This window comes from Kocuria sp. CPCC 205297 (genome assembly GCF_040981035.1).
GTDB lineage: Bacteria > Actinomycetota > Actinomycetes > Actinomycetales > Micrococcaceae > Kocuria > Kocuria marina.
In genome coordinates, this window is record NZ_JAVKPY010000019.1 from 1 (window position 1) to 20428 (window position 20428).

The window sequence follows — 20428 nt, forward strand, 5'->3', positions numbered from 1 at the left end:
GACCGATGAGTGGGCCGAGGGCCGCCGCTACCTCGGACTCGAGGTCCTCACCCGTTGCCGGCTCACCCCCGTGGCCCGCACCGGAAGCGAGGTGATCCCCGACCGCCTGACCGCCCTCACTGCCTGACCCCTACGAAAGATCGCTACACCACTTCTCGGGGCTTGACCCGCCACGACAGGGAAATCTCCTGCGATCAGGGCAATCGCTGCGCCATGCGCGCGTCGCGAAACCCCGCCAACGCCGCGGCGTGTTGCGGAACATGACCTCCATCCACGATCGGCCCACCAGCGTGGAAGAGCGCCGCGAAGCGGGGCACTGGGAAGGCGACCTCGTCATGGGCCGGCGCCCGTCCGCCGTGGCCACGCTCGTCGAACGCTCCACTCGCATGGTGCGCGTCGTTGCCCTGCCAAACGGGTATAAGGCTGACACGGTCAGAGACGCGCTCATCAACAACCTCGCCGACGTGCCGCCGAACCTACGCCGGTCGTTGACGTGGGATCGCGGCCGAGAAATGGCCTGCCACGATCAGATCGCACACGCCCTGGGCATGCAGGTGTTCTTCTGCGACGCCCGCTCACCGTGGCAGCGCGGCACGAACGAGAACACGAACCGCCTGCTGCGTCAGTACCTCGCGAAGAACGCCGACCTACGCTCCTTCACCCAGGCCGACCTCAACACCATCGCCGCGCGAATCGACGCCCGCGCCCAGCAGATCATCCACGACAACGCCGGGGAACCGTGGCTCCAGCAAGCCCAGCAGGAACACCCCGGCGCGCTACGCGAGATCCTGCAATGGAGGGCGATCTCCCAGCAGACCGAAGCACCCACCGCCCTGGGACTGCCACCAGACCCCAACGAACACCGCCTCACCGACCTGTGGAAGCGACTCCAGGCCATCCTGACCCATGAGGGACAGCGCCAGACCCAGGAGATGCCCCGCCCTGAGCCCGCTCTCAACCTCTTGCTAGACCTGGATATCACCTTCGATACCCCACCCCCGCCTGCCGATTGGGACGATGACATGCCAGACCCAACCCCAGAAAAACCGCATCATCCCGGGACCAGCGCCGGACCTGATAAGTAGGCGCCGCTACTCGCATACTCCAGCCTGGAGGGGTGCAGAACCATCAGGGTGAAGCGCCCTGGGTTTGTTGGAGACTCCTGACCTTGGAAACGAGGATGGGGTTATGCCGAAGGAACTGGCGAACGGGAAGCCGACGACGCGTCGCTACTCGGTCGAGGAGAAGGCCGCTGCGGTGCGGATGGTGAGGACGCTGCGCGCGGAGCTCGGTGTCACGCAGGGAGCCGTGCAGCGCGTGGCGACGCAGCTCGGTTACGGGGTCGAGTCGGTGCGGATGTGGGTCAAGCAAGCCGACATCGACGACGGCGTCACCCCGGGCGTGAGTAGCGCTGAGGCGCAGCGGGCGCGTGAGCTCGAACAAGAGAACCGGGAGTTGCAGCGGGCGAACGAGGTGCTCACGTGGGCCGCCTCTTTCTTCGGGGCGGAGCTCGACCGCCACTACCGGAAATAGTCGCGTTCATCGACACGAACAAGGACGACGTCATGGACGCTCCGCCGGTTCGGAGTCGAGCTCATCTGCAGACTGCTGCAGGTGGCCCCGAGCAGCTACTACGCCGCCAAGACCCGTGCGCCCTCGGCACGTGCCGTGCGGGACAAGGAATTGATCCCACTGCTGGTCGAGCTCTGGGAGAGCAACTAACGGGTCTATGGGGTCCGTAAGCTCTGGAAAGCCGCCCGACGCGCCGGGATCATGATCGGCCCAGATCAGACCGCCAGGCTGATGCGCGCCGCCGGGATCGAGGGCGCCAGTCGGTCGAAGCGAGTGAAGACGACGCGGCCGGATCCGGCGTCGGCGCGGCACCCGGGCCTCGTGAAGCGGGAGTTCACCGCGACGGTACCGAACCGGATGTGGGTGACCGATCTGACGTTCGTGCCGACGTGGGCAGGTGTCGCGTATGTGTGCTTCATCGTTGACGCGTTCTCCCGCATGATCGTGGGGTGGCGGGTCGCGTCGCACATGCGCACCGAGATGGTTCTCGACGCGATCGAGATGGCCCGCTGGTCCAGAGGCCACCCTCACGCCGACCTGCGGTGTCACAACGACACCGGTTGAACCCGGTCAATTTCGAAGCCGCCGATACGTCCACCGACTACGGCACCACCAACTCGTCGGGTCCATGGGCCGCGTCGGCGCCTGCGGCGACAACGCGGCGATGGAGTCCTTCTTCGCGCTCCTGCAGAAGAACGTCCTCAACAGCCGCCGCTGGGACACCCGCGACGAGTTGCGAATCGCGATCGTCACCTGGATCGAGCGGACCTACCACCGCCGACGACGACAACACCGCCTCGGCCGATTGACGCCGATCGAGTGCGAGACCACCATGACCACACCAGCCGACCAGGCTGTGTGACTACCCTCTGTCACCTATCCGTGCAGCAGCCCCCCACCAGTACAACGAGCACCGTCCTCACACGGCCTGCAGGAACCAGCCGCCGTTCTCACGTTTGATCAACGTCCCCGGTCAGGACACCTGGATCTCCGCTCCGGCGCAAGCCGGTGGCGCACCGCCCCGTGGGCTCCCGGACCCACGGGGCGGTGTCGTCTCACGGCAGCAGCAGGAGCTTCCCCTGCGTGCCGCGGGATTCGAGGTCGCGGTGCGCGGCGGCGGCGTCGCCGAGCGGGTACGTGGCGCCCACCCGGACCTCGAGGCCCCCGGAGGTCACGGCGTCCATGAGCTCGCCCCAGCGCCACGTGCGCTCGTCCCGGTCCCGCGTGTAGTAAGCCAGGGACGGGCGGGTCACGTAGAGCGCCCCGGAGCTGTTGAGCCGCTGCAGGTCCAGCGGGGGCACCTGGCCGGAGGAGCCCCCGAAGAGCACGGTGGTCCCGCGCACGCGGGTGGCCGCGAGGGATTCGTCGAAGGTCGTGCGGCCCACAGAGTCATAGACCACGTCCGCGCCCAGGCCGTCCGTGAGCTCGCGCACGCGCTCGGCGAAGCCCTCGTAGCCGAGCACGTGGTCCGCGCCGAGGCGCTTGGCCGTCGCGGCCTTATCCGGGGTGGAGGTCAGCGCGATCACGGTGGCGCCGATGCGCTTGAGCAGCTGGATGGCCAGCCCGCCCACACCGCCGGAGGCTGCCGTGACCACCGCGGTCTGCCCGGGCTGCACGGGGAACGTGGACCGCACCAGGTAGTGCGCCGTGAGTCCCTGCAGGGGCAGCGCACCGGCGGTCTGAGGGTCCATGCCGTCCGGCACGGGTAGCGCCTTGTCCTCCTCCACCGTGAAGAACTGCGCGTACGTGCGGGTGGCCTCGGAGGTTGCCACGCGCTGACCGGACCGCACGGTGGTGACCTCTGAGCCCACAGCCACGACCTCGCCGGTGCCCTCTGAGCCTGCCGTGAACGGGAAGTCCACGGGGTACACGCCGGAGCGCTGGTAGGTCTCGATGAAGTTCACACCGGTGGCCTCGGTCCGTACGAGGACCTCCCGGGGGCCGGGCTCGGGGACGGGCACCTCGGCCGGGCGCAGCACCTCCGGGCCACCGGGCTCGTGCGCGACGATCGCCTGCATCGTGGTCTCGCTCATTGTCAGTTCCTCCTCGCAGCGGGATGCCGTGCTCGCAGAGGGGCACGACGGCGTCCCCGTCAGTCTCGCGCTGCGGCACCTCCCGGCACAAGGCAATGCACGTCGGGGCGGGCGGTCACCCGCGCGGAGATTTGGAACGCGTTATGCATAAATATTGAGTGGAGTGCATAGGAATACGGTATGGTGGAGCCCATGACCTACACCGCTGCTGTCTCAGGCGCCACCGGCTACGCGGGGGGAGAGGTGCTCCGTCTGCTGTGCGGGCACCCGGACATCGAGATCGCCACCGTGGCGGCCCACTCCTCCGCCGGGCAGAGGCTCGGGGTGCTCCAGCCGCACCTGCACGCGCTCGCGGACAGGGACGTCGTCGAGTCCACCGCGCAGAACCTCACGGGCCACGACGTCGTGTTCCTGGCCCTGCCCCACGGTCAGTCCGCGGCGCTGGCCGAGCAGCTGCCCGCAGGCACGGTCGTGATCGACGCCGGGGCGGACCACCGGCTCGAGTCCGCCGAAGCGTGGGGAGCGTTCTACGGATCAGACCACGCCGGCACGTGGCCCTACGGGCTGCCCGAGCTGCTCGTGGACCCGAACGGCCGCAAGCAGCGAGAGAACCTGCCCGGCGCCACCCGGATCGCCGTCCCTGGCTGCTACCCCACGGGATCGCTGCTCGCGCTGGCACCCGCGCTGGCGGCGGGACTGGTGTCTCCCCAGGACATCGTGATCGTGTCCGCGTCCGGGACCTCGGGTGCGGGCAAGGCCCTGAAACCTCACCTGCTCGGTGCCGAGACGATGGGGGGGATGTCCCCGTACGGCGTCGGCGGCGGGCATCGGCACACCCCGGAGATCGAACAGGGGCTGGGATGGGCGGCAGGCGAGGGCGTGCGGATCTCGTTCACCCCCACCCTGGCCCCCATGCCCCGCGGCATCCTCACCACGGCCACCGCCGTGCTGCGCCCGGGCACGACCGAGGAAGCTGTGCGCGAGGCCTACCGAGCCGCGTACGACGGCGAGCCGTTCGTCCACCTGTTGCCCGAGGGGCAGTGGCCCACCACCAAGTCGGTGCAGGCCTCGAACCACGTGGCGCTGCAGCTGGCCGTGGACCCGCACGCCGGGCGGCTCGTGGTGAGCGCGGCCATCGACAACCTGACCAAGGGAACGGCGGGAGCCGCCGTGCAGTCCCTCAACCTGGCCCTCGGCCTCCCCGAGACCTCGGGCCTCGCCGCGCAGGGCGTGGCACCGTGAATCCCGGGTCCCCGCTCGACCGCCCGTCCGAACCAGGAGCTGCGATGTCCTCGCACAACCCCATTCCCGACGTCCCCGTGAGCACCGACTCCGGCGTGTGCGCCGCGGCCGGTTTCAGCGCCGCTGGCGTGGTGGCCGGCTTCAAGAAGTCGGGTGGCCGTGACCTCGCCTTGGTGGTCAACACCGGGCCCGACGACGCCGCGGCCGCCCAATTCACCAGCAATCGCGTGGCCGCCGCCCCCGTCCACTGGTCCCGCGAGGTGATCCGGCAGGGCCGTGCCCGTGCGGTGGTGCTCAACTCGGGCGGGGCGAACGCGTGCACCGGCCCGCAGGGCTTCCAGAACACCCACGAGACCGCCGAGCTGGTGGGTGAGCAGCTGGGCATCGGCGCAGGGGACGTTCTGGTGTGCTCCACCGGGCTGATCGGGGAACAGCTGCCGATGGACGTCGTGCGCGGCGGGGTCCCGGCCGTCGTGGCCGCGCTCGCACCCGGGCAGCGTGCCGCGGCGGAGGCCGCGGAGGCCATCATGACCACGGACACCGTCCCCAAGCAGGCCTGCGTGAGCGATGCAGGGTGGAGCGTGGGCGGCATGGCCAAGGGCGCGGGCATGCTCGCACCGGGGCTTGCCACCATGCTCGTGGTGCTCACCACGGACGCCGTCCTGAGCGCGGAGGAGCTCTCGCTCGCTCTGAAGGAGGCGTGCCGTGTCACCTTCAACCGCGCGGACTCGGACGGGTGCATGTCCACCAACGACACCGTGGTCCTGATGTCCTCCGGCGCCTCGGCGCAGCGCCCGGACCAGGGGGAGTTCACGCACGCACTGACCGCGGTGTGCCACAGCCTCGCGCAGCAGCTGATCACGGACGCGGAGGGTGCCTCCCACGACATCGCGATCACCACGGTGGGCGCGGCCACGGAGACCGAGGCGGAGGACGTCTCCCGCACGGTGGCCCGCTCCAACCTGTTCAAGACAGCGGTGTTCGGTAACGACCCCAACTGGGGGCGTGTGCTCTCGGCGGTGGGCACCACGGACGCCCGGTTCGACCCCGACCGGATCGACGTCACCATCAACGGCGTGACGGTGTGCCGCAACGGCGCGATCGGTGATCCGCGCGAGGGCGTGGACCTCGCGGCGTCGCGCGCTGTGGATGTCCTCATTGACCTCAAGGCCGGGGACGCGAGCGCGACCGTGTGGACCAACGACCTCACCCATAACTACGTCGAGGAGAACAGCGCCTACTCCAGCTAGCGCGCCCACCATGTCACGACTCAGCGATAACACCAGGTACGAGACGGCCCGCTCGAAGGCGGAGACCCTCATGGAGGCCCTGCCGTGGATCCAGCGCTACGCGGGATCCACCATGGTCTTCAAGTACGGCGGCAACGCCATGATCAACGACGGCCTGCGGCGCGCCTTCGCGGAGGACATGGTTTTCCTGCGCCACGTGGGCATCCGCCCGGTCGTGGTCCACGGCGGCGGCCCGCAGATCAGCGCGATGCTCGAGTCCCTGAACATCCCGTCCGAGTTCAAGGACGGTCTGCGCGTGACCACGCCCGAGGCCATGTCTGTCATCCGCATGGTCCTCACCGGGCAGGTGGGGCGGGAACTCGTGGGCCTGATCAACGCCCACGGCCCGTACGCGGTGGGCATGTCCGGCGAGGACGCGGGGCTGCTGCAGGCGTGCCGCGTGCGCATCGGGTCCGACGGCGCGCCCCTGGACCTCGGTCTCGTGGGTACCGTCACGCGCGTCAACACGGTCGCGGTCGAGCAGCTGCTGGACATCGGTAAGATCCCGGTCATCGCCTCGATCGCCCCGGAGCTCGCGGATTCGGACGACGACGCCGCGGGGCGGGGTGCGCTCACGGGGCAAGTCCTCAACGTCAATGCGGACACGGCGGCCGCCGAGGTGGCCGTGGCCCTGGGCGCGGAGAAGTTCGTGGCCCTCACGGACGTTGAGGGGCTCTACGCGGACTGGCCGGATCGCTCGTCGCTGATCTCGTCCCTATCCGCGGCGGAACTGCGTGAGATGCTGCCGGAGCTCGAATCGGGGATGATCCCCAAGATGCGGGCGGCTCTGCGAGCGGTGGACGGCGGTGTGCCGCGCGCGAGCATCGTGGACGGGCGCACGGAGCACTCGTCCCTGTTGGAGATCTTCACGGACACGGGTATCGGCACAGAGGTCACACCGGACGGAGTTGAGCACTCATGAGCAACCAGGACGAACTGCTGGGGGAGTACAAGGAACACCTTCTGGGAGTGTTCGGGGATCCATCACTCGTGCTCGTGTCGGGCGAGGGCGTGCACGTCACCGATGCCAACGGCAAGCGGTACCTCGACCTGCTCGCGGGGATCGCGGTGAACGCCCTGGGCTACGCGCACCCCGCGTGGGTACGGGCGGTCTCGGAGCAAGCGGGAACCCTTGCGCACATCTCCAACCTGTTCACGTCCCCGGGCAGTATCCACCTGGCCGAGAAACTGCTCAAGGTCACGGGGGCGCCCGAGGGCTCCCACGTGTTCTTTGCGAACTCGGGCTCGGAGGCGAACGAGGCCGCGTTCAAGCTCGCGCGCCGCCATGGCCGCGCGCACCCGGACGCGCAGGGTCGGCCCCGGACGCGTGTGCTCGCACTCGAGAACTCGTTCCACGGCCGGACCATGGGATCCCTGTCACTTACGGCCAAGGCGGCCTACCGCGAACCGTTCGAACCGCTGCCCGCCGGGGTCACCCACATCCCGGCCACGGCGGAGGCCCTCGAGCGCGAACTCGACGACACCGTGAGTGCGGTGATCGTGGAACCCGTCCAGGGCGAGGCCGGCGTGCACGGGCTACCCGAGGGGTTCCTGGCACTGGCCCGCAGGCTCACGCGGGAGCGCGGTGCACTGCTGATCGTGGACGAGGTGCAGTCCGGGATGGGCCGCACCGGCGCGTGGCTCGCCGCCACCGCCCAGCTGCCCCGGGGTGAGTTCCCGGATGCTGTGACGTTCGCCAAGGGGCTCGGTGGCGGGTTTCCCGTGGGGGCCATGCTCACGGCGGGACCGGAGGTCTCGGCCCTACTGGGAGCGGGTCAGCACGGCACCACGTTCGGGGGCAACCCCCTAGCGATGGCCGCGGGACTCGCGACTGTCACGACCCTCGAGAACGAGAACCTGCTCGACAACGCCCGGGACGTGGGAGCCCACCTCGCGCAGCGGCTGCGGGAGGTCCCCGGGGTGGGGGAGGTCCGCCAGTACGGTCTGTTGGTCGGCGTGGACCTCGTCGCGGAGAACACCGAGGACGCGGAGAACGCCGGGACTACCGGGGGCCCCATGGCCCAGCGCGTCGTCGCCGCCGCGCGCGAGGCGGGATTCATCCTCAACGCCACCGGACCCACCACGCTGCGTCTGGCGCCGCCTCTCATCATCACCGCGGAGCAGGCAGACACGTTCGTCGAGGCCCTGCCGCATGTGCTCGAGACCGTCCGCGCCCGCTGAGCCCCGGACAGCACCACACCCGAAGGAGAATCCCCCGTGCCCCGTCACTTCCTGGTCGACACCGATCTCACCCCCGAGGAACAGTCCGGGGTCCTGGACCTTGCCGCCGCGCTCAAGGCGGACCGGTTCTCCCGCCGCCCGCTCGCGGGTCCGCAGACCGTGGGGATCATCTTCGACAAGACCTCCACCCGCACCCGCGTCTCGTTCGCGGCCGGGGTGAGCGACCTGGGCGGCAACCCGCTGATCATCAACCCGGGGGAGTCCCAGCTGGGCCACAAGGAAACCGTCGCGGACAGCGCCCGCGTGCTCTCCCGGATGCTCGCGGCGATCGTGTGGCGCACGTACGCGCAGTCCGGGCTCGAGGAGATGGCCGAGTTCAGCGACGTCCCAGTGATCAATGCCCTGTCCGACGACTACCACCCGTGCCAGATCCTCGCGGACCTGCTGACGCTGCGCGAGGAGTTCGGGGACGTGGCCGGGCGCACCCTGGTCTACCTGGGGGACGCCGCCAACAACATGGCGAACTCCTACCTGCTCGGCTGCGCCACGGCCGGCATGCACGTGCGCGTGGCCGGACCGGAAGGCTACCTGCCGCGCGAGGACGTCGTCGCCGCGGCCCGCGAACGCGCCGAGCTCACCGGCGGCTCGGTGCTCGTGACCACGGACGCGAGAGAGGCGCTGAAGGACGCGGACGCCGTCGTCACCGACACGTGGGTGTCCATGGGCCAGGAGAGCGAGAAAACCGAGCGCGCGCAGATCTTCACGCCGTACTCCGTGACCTCCGAGGCCATGGCGCTCGCGGCCGACGACGCCGTGTTCCTGCACTGCCTGCCCGCCTACCGCGGCTTCGAGGTCGCCGCGGACGTGATCGACGGCCCCGCGTCCCGGGTGTGGGACGAGGCCGAGAACCGGGTGCACGCGCAGAAGGCCCTGCTCACGTTCCTGCTGGATTCCTCGGGACTGGCCGCGGACCTGCCCGCCGCCCTGCGCCGGGAGGAGGCACGGTGAGCATCCCCACGACCAAGACGGCGCGCCAGGCCCGGATCCTCGAACTTGTGACCGGAGGAGACGTCCACTCGCAGGCCGAACTGGCCCAACTGCTCGCGGCGGACGGCATCCAGGTGACCCAGGCGACCCTGTCCCGGGACCTCGTGGAACTCGAGGCGGTGCGCGTGCGCTCCGCGAGCGGGGGCATGGTCTACGCGGTTCCACAGGCGGGGGTGGATCGGTCCCCGACCAGCGGCGTCACCCGCGAGAGCACCGACGCCAAGCTCGCCGCACTGTGCCGCGAGCTGCTCGTGACGGCCGAGGGCAGCGCCAACCTCGTGATCCTGCGCACCCCGCCCGGGGCCGCGCAGTACTTCGCCTCGGCGATCGACCACTCGCTGCTCCCCGAGGTGCTCGGCACCATTGCCGGGGACGACACCATCATGGTGGTCGGCCGGGATCCCCAGGGCGGGGAGCAGCTCGCGCGGAAGTTCCTGGATCTCGCCCGCTGAGCGCGCCCACCAGGCGCGCGGACGACGCCGCCCGCGCGCCGTCCGCGCCCGTGCCACCTCCCGGCGGTGGCCCCCCAGCCCCTGGAAGAGCAGGTGCCGTCCGCCCGGTTCAGGCCTCGCACGTCTCGTAGCTCTCCAGCAGCGGCAGCAGGTGCTCCTGGCCGAAGACGCGGGCCACGTCCTGTGCGTGCTGGTGGCCCGTGGCCTGGCCCGCACCCGCCTCGAGCAGCGCGCGGGCAATGGGCTCGTTGCCGCGGAACACCGCACAGACCAGGGCGGTGAAGCCCATGTCGCTCACGCGCTCGGTGTCCGCGCCGCGGGCAAGCAGCATGGCCACCGTCTCCTCGCGCTCCAGGTACGCCGCCAGGTTCAGCAGGGTGTCCCCCTTGCTGTTCGTGAGGTTGACCGGCACCCCGGCGTCGAGCGCAGAGCTCAGCAGCTGGGTGTCGCCGTTGCGGGCGGCGTCGAACAGGGATGAGACGTAGGCCAGCTCCGCCTCGGTGAATTGGGGGCTCTGCGCGTTTCTGTGCTGGTCGGTCACGGGGGATCCTCCTGTGCGGGGCCACGGCCCGTGGCCCGGGAACGAATTGACGGGATTGCGGAGAGCGGCGGCCGGGGCTCGTCGCGTGCGGCGCTGTCCAGTGTCGCACGCGGAATCCGGGCGGGGTCGACGTTTGACTCGAATATCCGATACGGGCAGTATCACGTGTTAGAACTCACACTGTCTTCTGGAGGACCCATGACCAACCTGGCCACCCTGCTCACCACCTCGGCCGCCCAGTACACGTCCGATCCCGCGATTATTCTCGACGAGCTGCACATGACCTACGGGCAGCTGGACGATCTCTCCGCCCGCGGCGCGGCGCTGCTCAAGGCCAACGGCATCCGACCGGGGGACCGCGTGGCCCTCGTACTGCCCAACGTGCCCCACATGGCCGTGCTGTACTACGCGATCCTGCGCGCCGGCGGCATCGTCGTCCCCCTCAACCCCCTGCTCACGCCCCGAGAGCTCACCTACCACTTCCAGGACTCCGGGTGCTCCTTCGTGCTCGCGTGGGAGGACATGGCGCAGGCCAGTCAGAAGGCGGCCGAGGAGATCGAGGGCCTCAACGTGCTGCCCATCAGCGCCCGCGGAACGGTGGAGCGCCTCCAGGGTGTGGATCCCGACCGTGACGTCGTGGAGCGCCAGGACTCGGACACGGCCGTGCTGCTCTACACGTCCGGGACTACCGGCCGCCCCAAGGGTGCGGAGCTGACCCACCACAACCTGCTCACCAACGCCGAGGTCGCCGGCGAAATGTTCAACCTGCACCACGGGGACGTGATGTTCGGTGGGCTGCCCTTCTTCCACGTGTTCGGCCAGACGGTGGCGCTCAACGGCGTGATCTGCAGCGGTGCGGCCGTGACTCTGCTGCCCCGCTTCCACCCGGGCAAGGCCCTGGAGATCCTGCGCCGCGACGGTGTCACGATCTTCGCGGGGGTCCCCACCATGTACGTGGCCCTGCTGCACCAGGCCAACCAGGACCCGCAGGCCGTCGAGGGCGTGGACCTGCGTGCCGGCGTGTCCGGAGGGTCCCCCATGCCCGTGGAGGTCATGGTCAAGTTCGAGAAGGTCTTCAACACCACCGTGTTCGAGGGGTACGGGCTGTCCGAGACCTCGCCGGTGGTGTGCTTCAACCAACCGGGCAACGAGCGCAAGCCGGGCTCCATCGGCACGGCCGTGCGCGGTGCGGAGCTGCGCGTGGTGGACGGGGACGACCAGCAGGTCCCCACCAACGAGGTCGGTGAGCTCGTGGTGCGCGGGCAGTACGTGATGAAGGGCTACTGGAACAAGCCCGAGGCCACCGAGAACGCGATGCGCGGCGGCTGGTTCCACACCGGTGACATGGCCCGCGAGGACGAGGACGGCGCGTTCTTCATCGTGGACCGTAAGAAGGACATGATCCTGCGCGGCGGTTACAACGTGTACCCGCGCGAGGTCGAGGAGGCCATCTACCAGTTCCCCGGCGTGGTGGAGGCCGCGGTGCTGGGGGTCCCGAGCGAGAAGCACGGCGAGGAGGTCGGGGCCGTGGTGGTCTTCGAGTCCGGGGTGCTCCAGTCCAAGGGCCGCGAGGCGCTCACGCGAGAGCTGGACGCGTTCGTCCAGGAGCGGGTGGCCAAGTACAAGTACCCCCGGATCTACCGGATCGTGGACGAGCTGCCCAAGGGCCCGACGGGCAAGATTTTGAAGCGGGAACTGACCCTCGATGCATAAATACTGATTGCTGTGTATAGTCATGCATGAGCCGCGGGGCACTCCCGCGTAGTCGGCGTCATCGAGCAGTTGTGGAGGAAAGCACCGTGAGTGATCGCGTGGTATTGGCCTACTCGGGCGGATTGGACACGTCCGTGGCCATCGGGTGGATCGGTGAGGCCACCGGTGCCGAGGTCATCGCCGTGGCCGTGGATGTCGGACAGGGTGGCGAGGACCTCGAGACCGTGCGTCAGCGCGCCCTGGACTGCGGTGCCGTGGAGGCGTACGTCGCGGACGCCCGTGACGAGTTCGCGAGCGAGTACTGCATGCCCGCGTTGAAGGCCAACGGTCTCTACATGGACTCCTACCCACTGGTCTCGGCCGTCTCCCGCCCGGTGATCGTCAAGCACCTCGTGAAGGCCGCGAAGCAGTTCGGTGCCACCACGGTGGCCCACGGCTGCACGGGCAAGGGCAACGACCAGGTGCGCTTCGAGGTGGGCATCCAGACCCTGGGTCCCGAACTCAAGTGCATCGCGCCGGTACGTGACCTCGCGTTGACCCGTGAGAAGGCCATCACGTACGCGGAGAACAACAACCTGCCGATCGCCACGACCAAGAAGAACCCCTTCTCGATCGACCAGAACGTGTGGGGCCGCGCGGTGGAGACCGGGTTCCTCGAGGACATCTGGAACGCGCCCACCAAGGACGTCTACGACTACACGGACGATCCCACGTTCCCGCCCGCCGCGGACGAGGTCGTGATCACGTTCGAGCAGGGCGTGCCCGTGGCGCTCGACGGCAAGCCCGTCACGCCGCTGCAGGCCATCCAGGAGCTCAACCGCCGCGCGGGTGCCCAGGGTGTGGGGCGGATCGACATCGTTGAGGACCGGCTCGTGGGCATCAAGTCCCGCGAGATCTACGAGGCCCCGGGTGCCATGGCGTTGATCGCCGCGCACAAGGAACTCGAGAACGTCACGATCGAGCGCGAGCAGGCCCGCTTCAAGAAGACCGTGGGTCAGCGCTGGACCGAGCTCGTCTACGACGGCCAGTGGTTCTCCCCGTTGAAGAAGTCCTTGGACGTGTTCATCGAGGACACCCAGAAGTACGTCAACGGTGACATCCGCATGGAGTTGCACGCGGGCCGGGCCACAGTGACCGGGCGGCGTTCGTCCACGGGTCTCTACGACTTCAACCTGGCCACGTACGACGAGGGTGACTCCTTCGACCAGTCCAACGCCCGCGGGTTCATCGAACTGTTCGGGATGTCCTCCAAGGTGGCCTCCCGCCGCGAGCAGGGCCTCGCCGAGAGCTGACATCCGTCTCCCGCGCCCCGGTGCGCGGGTGATCACCACATCATCGCGAACGGCCGGGCTCCTAGACTGGAGCCCGGCCGTTCCCCACCCCGGGTGAGTGCCCGGCAATCCACGGTCCCACGACGTCCACGAGGAGCATCATGGCCCAGCACGAGCAGCACGGAACCAACGAGGGCGCCCTGTGGGGCGGTCGATTCGCGGGCGGGCCCGCGGACGCCCTCGCCGCGCTGAGCAAGTCCACCGATTTCGATTGGCGTCTGGCGCCGTACGACATCGCGGGGTCCCGCGCCCACGCCCGCGTGCTGCACACGGCCGGCCTGTTGAGCGAGGACGAGTTGAGCGGGATGCTGGACGCACTCGACCGGCTCGAGGCGGACGTGCGCAGCGGGGCGTACGCGCCGTCGCCGTCGGACGAGGACGTCCACGGGTGCCTCGAGCGCGGGCTCATCGAGCGCGCCGGGGCGAACCTCGGCGGCAAGCTGCGCGCGGGTCGCTCCCGCAACGACCAGATCGCGACCCTGGGTCGGATGTACCTGCGCGACCACGCCTCGATCATCGCGCGCAACCTGCTGGAGCTCGTGCGAGCCCTCGTGGAGCAGGCGCGGCGCCACCCGTACGCCCCCATGCCCGGGCGCACCCACCTGCAGCACGCCCAGCCCGTGCTGCTGTCCCACCACCTGCTCGCCCATGCGTGGGCGGTACTGCGGGACGTCCAGCGGCTCGCCGACTGGGACAACCGCGCGGCGGTGTCCCCGTACGGTTCGGGCGCGCTCGCGGGATCGTCGCTGGGCCTGGACCCCAATGCCGTGGCGGCCGAGCTCGGCTTCGACTCCGCGGTGTTCAACTCGATCGACGGCACCGCGTCGCGGGACGTCTACGCGGAGTTCGCGTGGGTGTGCGCCATGGCCGCCGTGGACATCTCCCGGATGAGCGAGGAGGTGACCACGTGGGCCACCAAGGAGTTCTCGTTCGTGACCCTGGACGACGCCTATTCGACCGGTTCATCGATCATGCCGCAGAAGAAGAACCCGGACGTCGCGGAACTCGCGCGCGGTAAGGCCGGGCGGTTGATCGGTGACCTCGCGGGTCTGCTCGCGACCCTCAAGGGGTTGCCGCTCGCGTACAACCGGGATCTGCAAGAGGACAAGGAACCCGTCTTCGACGCGATCGACCAGCTCGAGGTGCTGTTGCCCGCCGTCACGGGCATGATGGCGACCCTCGAGTTCCACACGCAGCGCCTCGCCGAGCTCGCCCCGCAGGGTTTCGCGCTCGCGACCGACGTCGCCGAGTGGCTCGTGCGCCAGGGCGTCCCGTTCCGCGAGGCGCACGAGATCTCCGGGGAGGCCGTGCGTGTGTGCGAGGACGAGTGCATCGAGCTGTGGGACCTGACCGATGAGCAGTTCGCCGCGATCTCGCCGCACCTCACGCCCGGGGTCCGGGAGGTGCTCACGGTCGAGGGCTCCCTGTCCTCGCGCAACTCCCAGGGCGGCACCGCGCCGGACGCGGTCGCCCAACAGCTCACCGAGCTCGAACGGCAGCTCGCGGAGCTGGACGCCTTCGCCGCGCGCGAGCCCGTCGTCTCGTGACGGCCGGACTGCACGAGCTTCTCCTCGCCCCGGCCCCCGACGTCGCTCCCCGGCTGCTCGGCGCCGTCCTCGTGTGCGCGCGCCCCGGGGGCACGGTGGGGCTGCGGCTGACCGAGGTCGAGGCCTATGGCGGCCCGCAGGACTCGGACCTGCCGGATCCCGGGGCCCACACCTACCGGGGTCGCACGGCGCGCAACGCCTCGATGTTCGGCCCGCCCGGGCACGTCTACGTGTACTTCACGTACGGGCTGCATCACGCGGTGAACTTCGTGTGCCGGCCCGAGGGCGTCGGTGGCGGTGTCCTGATCCGCTCGGGCGAGGTCGTGCTGGGCACCGAGGTGGCCACGCAGCGCAGGCTCGCGAACCGCAGTTCCGAACCGGCCTTCGCCTCGCTCGCGCGCGGGCCCGGCAACGTGGCGCAAGCCCTCGCACTGACCCGCGACGACGACGGCGCCGCGCTCGCCGATCTCGGCATCGCCCCCGATCCCGTGGCCCGGGCGCGCGAGGAGGTCGAACGGCGCGGTGAGGACACGTGGACCGGACTGGTCCTGGCGCAACGCCCCGCGAGCGACGTCGTCGTGACGGCCCGGACGGGCGTGTCCGGGGAGGGCGGGACGGACGCGTACCCGTGGCGCTACGCACTGCCGGGCGAGCCCACGGTGTCCCCGTACCGCAAGGCCACCGTCAAACGCCGCCGCACGCGCTAGCGCACCGCCCGCCGCGCGGTGCGCCGGATACGATGGAGCGGTGACTGAATCCGTGGAACAGATGATCGACCGGTTGTGCGCCAAGATCCCCGACCATCCCGAGCCGGGGGTGCTCTTCCGCGATCTCACGCCCCTGTTCGCGGATGGGGACGGTTTCCAGCGCACCGTGGACGCGCTCGTGGACGCCTTCCGCGGCCAGTACGACTGCGTGGCCGGTGTGGAGGCGCGCGGATTCATGATCGCCGCGGCCGTGGCGTACGCGTCCGGGGTGGGGATCATCCCGGTGCGCAAGGCGGGCAAGCTCCCGCGCGAGACCATCTCCCAGGCCTACGACCTCGAGTACGGCACGGGCACCCTGGAGATCCACACCGACGACGCTCCCCGCGGTTCGCGCGTCCTGGTCCTGGACGACGTCCTCGCCACGGGCGGGACCCTGGGTGCCACGGCGTCGTTGTTGACGCGCGGCGGGTACAACGTCGCGGGTTTCGGCGTGATCATGGAGCTGACTGCGCTGCGCGGCCGGGCCCAACTGGGTGGGCATCGCGTGCGCGCACTGTTGCGCGTGTGACGGGGGAGTCGCGCGGATCGAGCGGTAGGATAGACGATCGCCGGTTGAGCGACCGGACCCGTCGGCAGTGTGCGTGAGGTGAAGTGCGTGGAGGAATCCGCATCCGTGGAGGTGTCCCGGCAACTGGGGGAGGAACGGCGCTACGTCGCCGAGGCCTACGCCCGGTTGGACGAGTTGCGGCAACTCAATGCGGACGAGTTGCGCCGCGTCCGGACCACGAACTTCGGCGGGGGACACCAGGCGCGCTCCGAACGTGACGCATTCGCCACGCATTACGAGGACCGCCTCACCCAACTCAACTCGGTGGATGAACGTTTGGTCTTCGGTCGCCTGGACACCACCGAGGGGGAGCGGCACTACGTGGGCCGGCTCGGACTGGCCACGGAGGACCACCGCCGGCTCGTACTGGACTGGCGGGCCCGCGAGGCCGGGGCCTTCTACCAGGCCACCGCCGCCAACCCCATGGACCTGGTGCGTCGACGCCACCTCATCATGGACGGGCGGGAGGTCACCGCCCTCGAGGACGACGTCCTGGATCCGGGTGCCGTCTCCGACGCCGAGGTTGTGCACGGCGAGGGCGCGCTCATCGCGGCCCTGAACTCCGAGCGCACGGGCCGCATGACGGACATCGTCGCCACGATCCAGGCCGAACAAGACCGCATCATTCGCGCCCCCCTGTCCGGGGTGCGCGTGGTCCAGGGTGGCCCGGGTACCGGCAAGACCGCCGTGGCCCTGCACCGTGCCGCGTACTTGTTATACGAACACCGGGAGCGGCTCGCCAAGTCGGGTGTGCTGATCGTGGGTCCGTCGTCGTCGTTCCTGTGGTACATCGAACGCGTGCTTCCGGCGCTCGGGGAGACCGGCGTGGTGATGTCGTCCCTCGCGGACCTCTATCCGGGTGTACACGGCACGGTCGAGACCGACCCCTGGGTGACCCGTTGGAAGTCCGGGCTGCACATGGTGGACGTCATCAAGCGCGCCGTTGCTGACCGGCAGAAGGTTCCCGAGCGCACGCAGTGGCTCACCGTGGACAGCCACCGCGTGCGGCTCGAACCCTCGCTCGTGCGCCGGGCCCGGGAGCGTGCGCGCGCCACGGGCAAGCCGCACAACGAGGCCCGCGAGACGTTCGTGAAGGTCATCGTCAAGGAGCTCGCCCAGAACCTCGGGGACGAGCTCAACGAGAAGGCCGGGACCACGATGGACCGCTCGTACCTCAAGGAGGACCTGCGACAGTCCCGAGAGGTACGCATCGCGCTCAACCTGCTGTGGTTGCCCTTGACACCCCAGCAACTCGTGGCTCAGTTGTTCGCCAAGGAGCACTACCTGCGCTCCGCCGCCCCGCGGCTCTCGGACGCCCAGGTCTCGCGCCTGTTGCGGCCCGTCGACGCGCCGTTGACCGTACCCGACGTCGCCCTGCTGGACGAGGCCTCGGAACTGTTGGGCGACTTCGAGTCCGCCGGTATCAAGGTGCGCGGGGACCGTTCGCTCGAGGAGCGCAAGGCCCAGGAATCGGCGCAGAAGGCGCTCGAGGCCATGGCGGAGGGTTTCGAGGACATCGGTGCCCAGGGCGTCGTCACGGTCGAACAGCTCACGTCTTTCAACGCTGAGGCGCCGCACCGGATGACGGCGGCCGAAGCGGCGTCGTCGGACCGTACGTGGGCGTACGGGCACGTAGTCGTGGACGAGGCGCAGGAACTCTCGCCCATGCAGTGGCGCGTGCTCATGCGCCGGTGCCCCCTGAAGTCCTTCACGGTGGTCGGGGACATCGCCCAGGCGGGGAACGCGGCGGCGGCCCGGACCTGGGACGAGGCGCTCGAGCCGTTCGTGGGGGAGCGCTTCACGCTCGAGGAACTCACGGTCAACTACCGCACCCCGCAACCGATCGCCGACGCCGCGGTGCGGGTCGCGCAGGCTACGGGGATCGCGGTCTCCGATCCCACGGCGGTGCGCGGCGGCGATCCGCCCGTGATCGTGCCGGTGGCCGTCGAGGCGGAGCTGGCCGCGGAGATCGTGGCGCAGGTGCGGCGCGAACTGGAGCGGCTCGCCGGGGGTCTCGTGGGAGTGGTGTGCCCCGGGGGACGTTTGGCCGCGGTGGGTAAGGCCCTGGACGAGGCCTTCCCGGGGCTCGTGGCCGCGGGCATGCGCAGCCTGGACCGGCGGATCATGGTGCTCACCCCGTGGGATGCCAAGGGCCTCGAGTTCGATTCCGTGGTGGTCGTGGAACCCACGGAGATCGCGGACGACCCCGCCGGGGGCCCGGGCAATCTGTACGTGGCCATGACCCGTCCCACCCAGCGGTTGTACCTCGTGGCGGCCCACGGACTGCCCGACGGTATCACCCCGCAACCCGGGGAACCGGGCGCCGGGGACCCCACGGCGGCCTGATAACTTAGTCCACGTGTCAACCACCGATCTCAGCACGCAGCACAACGATCCGTCCTTCTCCTCCCTGTGGGAGGAGCTGAACTGGCGCGGACTCGTCCAGGTCTCCACGGATGCGGAGGCCCTGCAGGAAACGCTCGACGGTGGTCCCATCACGTATTACTGCGGGTTCGACCCCACGGCGTCCTCCCTGCACCTGGGACACCTGGTGCAGTTGTTGCTGCTTCGGCGACTCCAACTCGCGGGACACCACCCGATCGGTCTGGTCGGCGGATCCACCGGGCTGATCGGTGATCCGCGGCAGACCTCGGAACGCGTCCTCAACTCGCGCGAGACCGTGGCCGAATGGGTAAACCTGCTGCGCGAACAGGTCCAGCGGTTCCTGTCCTTCGAGGGGGACAATCCCGCGCGCATGGTCAACAACCTGGACTGGACGTCCCAGCTGTCCGCGATCGATTTCCTGCGGGACATCGGTAAGAACTTCCGCGTGGGCACCATGATCAAGAAGGACATCGTGGCCAAGCGGTTGAACTCGGAAGAGGGGATCTCCTACACCGAGTTCAGCTACCAGATCCTGCAGGGACTGGACTTCCTCAACCTGTACCGGCAGTACGACTGCATCCTGCAGACCGGCGGTTCCGACCAGTGGGGCAACCTTACCTCCGGCACTGACCTGGTGCGCAAGGCCGAGGGCGCCACGGTGCACGCGATCGGCACGCCGCTGATCACCAACTCGGACGGCACCAAGTTCGGGAAGTCGGAGGGCAATGCCATCTGGCTGGATCCGGCACTGACCTCGCCCTACGCCTTCTACCAGTTCTGGCTCAACACCGCGGACGCGGACGTGGCGGATCGACTCAAGGTCTTCACCTTCCGCACCCGCGAGGAGATCGCGGAACTGCAGCGTCTCACCGAGGAGGAACCCTTCCGGCGTGAGGCCCAGAAGGTCCTGGCTTCGGACGTCAACACCCTGGTGCACGGGCCCGAGGCCACCCGCAAGGCGATCGAGGCGTCCGCCGCCGTGTTCGGCAAGGGTTCCTTCGAGGACCTGGACGAAGACACGCTCGCGGCGGTCGCGGCAGAGTTGCCCCACGCGGAGGTCGCACCGGGTGAGCACGCCGTGGTGGATCTGCTCGTGGCCACGGGCCTGGCGGAATCCAAGTCCGCCGCGCGGCGCACGCTCAAGGAGGGTGGTGCTTCCGTCAACAACCGCAAGCTCTCGGGGGAGGACGCCACCCTGACCGCGGACGACCTGTTGCACGGTCGGTTCGCGCTGCTGCGCCGGGGCAAGAAGAACCTGGCAGCCGTCACGGTCGGGAGCTGATCGTCGGGCACCGGGTCCCCGTCGGGCCCTGGTCACATACCCCGGGCATGGACGCCCGGAACCGCCGCACGGCGGAGCACCCGCGAGCCGGGGCCAGCGTTTTGCGCCGGTCCCGGCTCGTGTGTAATGTATTCCGAGTCGCCGCGGCGAGGAACCGAGAAGGAACCGGAGCCGCGGGGTGACCAGCAAAGATCAGCCCGACTCGTCGGACCTCGTTCATGCTATGGTTAGCTGGCATTCGGCAGCGCGAAGCGAATCGGCTTGAACAGTCAAGTTGACACGCCGAGCAACGCGGAACTAAGCTTGATGAGTCGCTTCGCGGCGGACCGAAAGAGGTTCGATCCGAGAGGCAGCTCCCAAAATCGTCGATCGGCCCCGAGCGGCTCGATTGCACAACCGACCGTTGTGGCCCTGGTGAGGGGCCGTGTGGTGTGGTTTGTTGTTTGTCAACTCAATAGTGTGTCTAGTTTGTTGATACCAAAGTTTTTTTGTTTTTGGT

The 20428-nt window shown here is 69.2% G+C and carries 17 protein-coding genes, 1 pseudogene and 1 other annotated feature; of the genes and pseudogenes, 16 read left to right on the forward strand and 2 right to left on the reverse strand.

Features of this window, described 5'->3' with window-relative positions; translation table 11 throughout:
- Positions 1-188: 188 nt before the first annotated feature.
- The 3 genes and pseudogenes from RF650_RS12995 to RF650_RS13005 all read left to right on the forward strand — a co-directional run bounded on the left by RF650_RS12995 (position 189) and on the right by RF650_RS13005 (position 2434).
- Positions 189-1085, forward strand: a complete 897-nt coding sequence (locus tag RF650_RS12995) for an IS30 family transposase (RefSeq protein WP_368815138.1) — start codon at positions 189-191, stop codon at positions 1083-1085.
- Positions 1086-1188: 103 nt separating this feature from the next.
- Positions 1189-2127, forward strand: a pseudogene (locus tag RF650_RS13000) (IS3 family transposase); the annotation flags it as partial.
- Positions 1488-1623 (forward strand) — a sequence feature (AL1L pseudoknot). Its footprint overlaps the pseudogene before it by 136 nt.
- A gap of 73 nt (positions 2128-2200) precedes the next feature.
- A complete protein-coding gene (locus RF650_RS13005) occupies positions 2201-2434 on the forward strand; it encodes an integrase core domain-containing protein (protein WP_131333165.1) in 234 nt (77 codons plus the stop codon).
- Positions 2435-2627: 193 nt separating this feature from the next.
- Here RF650_RS13005 and RF650_RS13010 read toward each other — a convergent pair whose 3' ends face one another.
- Entirely contained in the window at positions 2628-3605 is a 978-nt protein-coding gene (locus RF650_RS13010) for a quinone oxidoreductase (protein ID WP_368815126.1), read from the reverse strand.
- Positions 3606-3797: 192 nt separating this feature from the next.
- Here RF650_RS13010 and argC point away from each other — a divergent pair, with 192 nt between their 5' ends.
- From argC to RF650_RS13040, 6 genes are read left to right on the forward strand one after another with little or no spacing between them, the layout of a single operon-like run.
- Complete coding sequence (argC, locus tag RF650_RS13015) at positions 3798-4847, forward strand: N-acetyl-gamma-glutamyl-phosphate reductase (RefSeq protein WP_368815127.1); 1050 nt, start codon at positions 3798-3800, stop codon at positions 4845-4847.
- A gap of 44 nt (positions 4848-4891) precedes the next feature.
- Positions 4892-6097 (forward strand): bifunctional glutamate N-acetyltransferase/amino-acid acetyltransferase ArgJ, encoded by a 1206-nt coding sequence (argJ, locus tag RF650_RS13020; protein WP_368815128.1) that lies wholly within the window; start codon positions 4892-4894, stop codon positions 6095-6097.
- A gap of 10 nt (positions 6098-6107) precedes the next feature.
- A complete protein-coding gene (argB, locus tag RF650_RS13025; protein WP_368815129.1) occupies positions 6108-7058 on the forward strand; it encodes an acetylglutamate kinase in 951 nt (316 codons plus the stop codon).
- Positions 7055-8317 carry an acetylornithine transaminase gene (locus RF650_RS13030; protein ID WP_368815130.1) on the forward strand — a complete coding sequence of 421 codons (1263 nt, stop codon included), beginning with the start codon at positions 7055-7057 and terminating at the stop codon, positions 8315-8317. Before argB ends, RF650_RS13030 begins: the two co-directional genes overlap by 4 nt.
- Positions 8318-8353: 36 nt before the next feature.
- Entirely contained in the window at positions 8354-9325 is a 972-nt protein-coding gene (gene argF / locus RF650_RS13035) for an ornithine carbamoyltransferase (protein WP_085106709.1), read from the forward strand.
- Positions 9322-9816: an arginine repressor gene (locus RF650_RS13040; protein ID WP_368815131.1), complete on the forward strand. Its 495-nt coding sequence runs from the start codon at positions 9322-9324 to the stop codon at positions 9814-9816. The genes argF and RF650_RS13040 overlap by 4 nt, the downstream gene beginning before the upstream one ends.
- A 109-nt stretch (positions 9817-9925) precedes the next feature.
- Here RF650_RS13040 and RF650_RS13045 read toward each other — a convergent pair whose 3' ends face one another.
- Complete coding sequence (locus RF650_RS13045) at positions 9926-10357, reverse strand: ankyrin repeat domain-containing protein (RefSeq protein WP_368815132.1); 432 nt, start codon at positions 10355-10357, stop codon at positions 9926-9928.
- 198 nt (positions 10358-10555) lie between these two features.
- Between RF650_RS13045 and RF650_RS13050 the strand changes: the two genes are divergently transcribed.
- The 7 genes from RF650_RS13050 (at position 10556) to tyrS (ending at position 19929) form a co-directional block, all read left to right on the forward strand.
- Entirely contained in the window at positions 10556-12070 is a 1515-nt protein-coding gene (locus tag RF650_RS13050) for a long-chain fatty acid--CoA ligase (RefSeq protein WP_368815133.1), read from the forward strand.
- An 86-nt stretch (positions 12071-12156) separates the two neighbouring features.
- Complete coding sequence (locus RF650_RS13055) at positions 12157-13362, forward strand: argininosuccinate synthase (protein ID WP_368815134.1); 1206 nt, start codon at positions 12157-12159, stop codon at positions 13360-13362.
- Between the two features lie 140 nt (positions 13363-13502).
- Positions 13503-14948 (forward strand): argininosuccinate lyase, encoded by a 1446-nt coding sequence (gene argH, locus RF650_RS13060; protein ID WP_368815135.1) that lies wholly within the window; start codon positions 13503-13505, stop codon positions 14946-14948.
- Positions 14945-15655 (forward strand): DNA-3-methyladenine glycosylase, encoded by a 711-nt coding sequence (locus RF650_RS13065; protein WP_239321776.1) that lies wholly within the window; start codon positions 14945-14947, stop codon positions 15653-15655. Before argH ends, RF650_RS13065 begins: the two co-directional genes overlap by 4 nt.
- Before the next feature lie 40 nt (positions 15656-15695).
- Complete coding sequence (locus RF650_RS13070) at positions 15696-16223, forward strand: adenine phosphoribosyltransferase (protein ID WP_064845919.1); 528 nt, start codon at positions 15696-15698, stop codon at positions 16221-16223.
- 87 nt (positions 16224-16310) lie between these two features.
- Positions 16311-18608: an AAA family ATPase gene (locus RF650_RS13075; protein ID WP_368815136.1), complete on the forward strand. Its 2298-nt coding sequence runs from the start codon at positions 16311-16313 to the stop codon at positions 18606-18608.
- A 13-nt stretch (positions 18609-18621) separates the two neighbouring features.
- Complete coding sequence (gene tyrS / locus RF650_RS13080; RefSeq protein ID WP_368815137.1) at positions 18622-19929, forward strand: tyrosine--tRNA ligase; 1308 nt, start codon at positions 18622-18624, stop codon at positions 19927-19929.
- Positions 19930-20428: the final 499 nt, after the last annotated feature.

Excerpts from the sequence above, each read along its gene's own strand:
- RF650_RS13005 (WP_131333165.1), top strand. The coding sequence starts at position 2,201 with ATGGGCCGCGTCGGCGCCTGCGGCGACAACGCGGCGATGGAGTCCTTC.
- RF650_RS13010 (WP_368815126.1), bottom strand. The coding sequence starts at position 3,605 with ATGAGCGAGACCACGATGCAGGCGATCGTCGCGCACGAGCCCGGTGGC.
- argC (WP_368815127.1), top strand. The coding sequence starts at position 3,798 with ATGACCTACACCGCTGCTGTCTCAGGCGCCACCGGCTACGCGGGGGGA.
- argJ (WP_368815128.1), top strand. The coding sequence starts at position 4,892 with ATGTCCTCGCACAACCCCATTCCCGACGTCCCCGTGAGCACCGACTCC.
- argB (WP_368815129.1), top strand. The coding sequence starts at position 6,108 with ATGTCACGACTCAGCGATAACACCAGGTACGAGACGGCCCGCTCGAAG.
- RF650_RS13030 (WP_368815130.1), top strand. The coding sequence starts at position 7,055 with ATGAGCAACCAGGACGAACTGCTGGGGGAGTACAAGGAACACCTTCTG.
- RF650_RS13050 (WP_368815133.1), top strand. The coding sequence starts at position 10,556 with ATGACCAACCTGGCCACCCTGCTCACCACCTCGGCCGCCCAGTACACG.
- argH (WP_368815135.1), top strand. The coding sequence starts at position 13,503 with ATGGCCCAGCACGAGCAGCACGGAACCAACGAGGGCGCCCTGTGGGGC.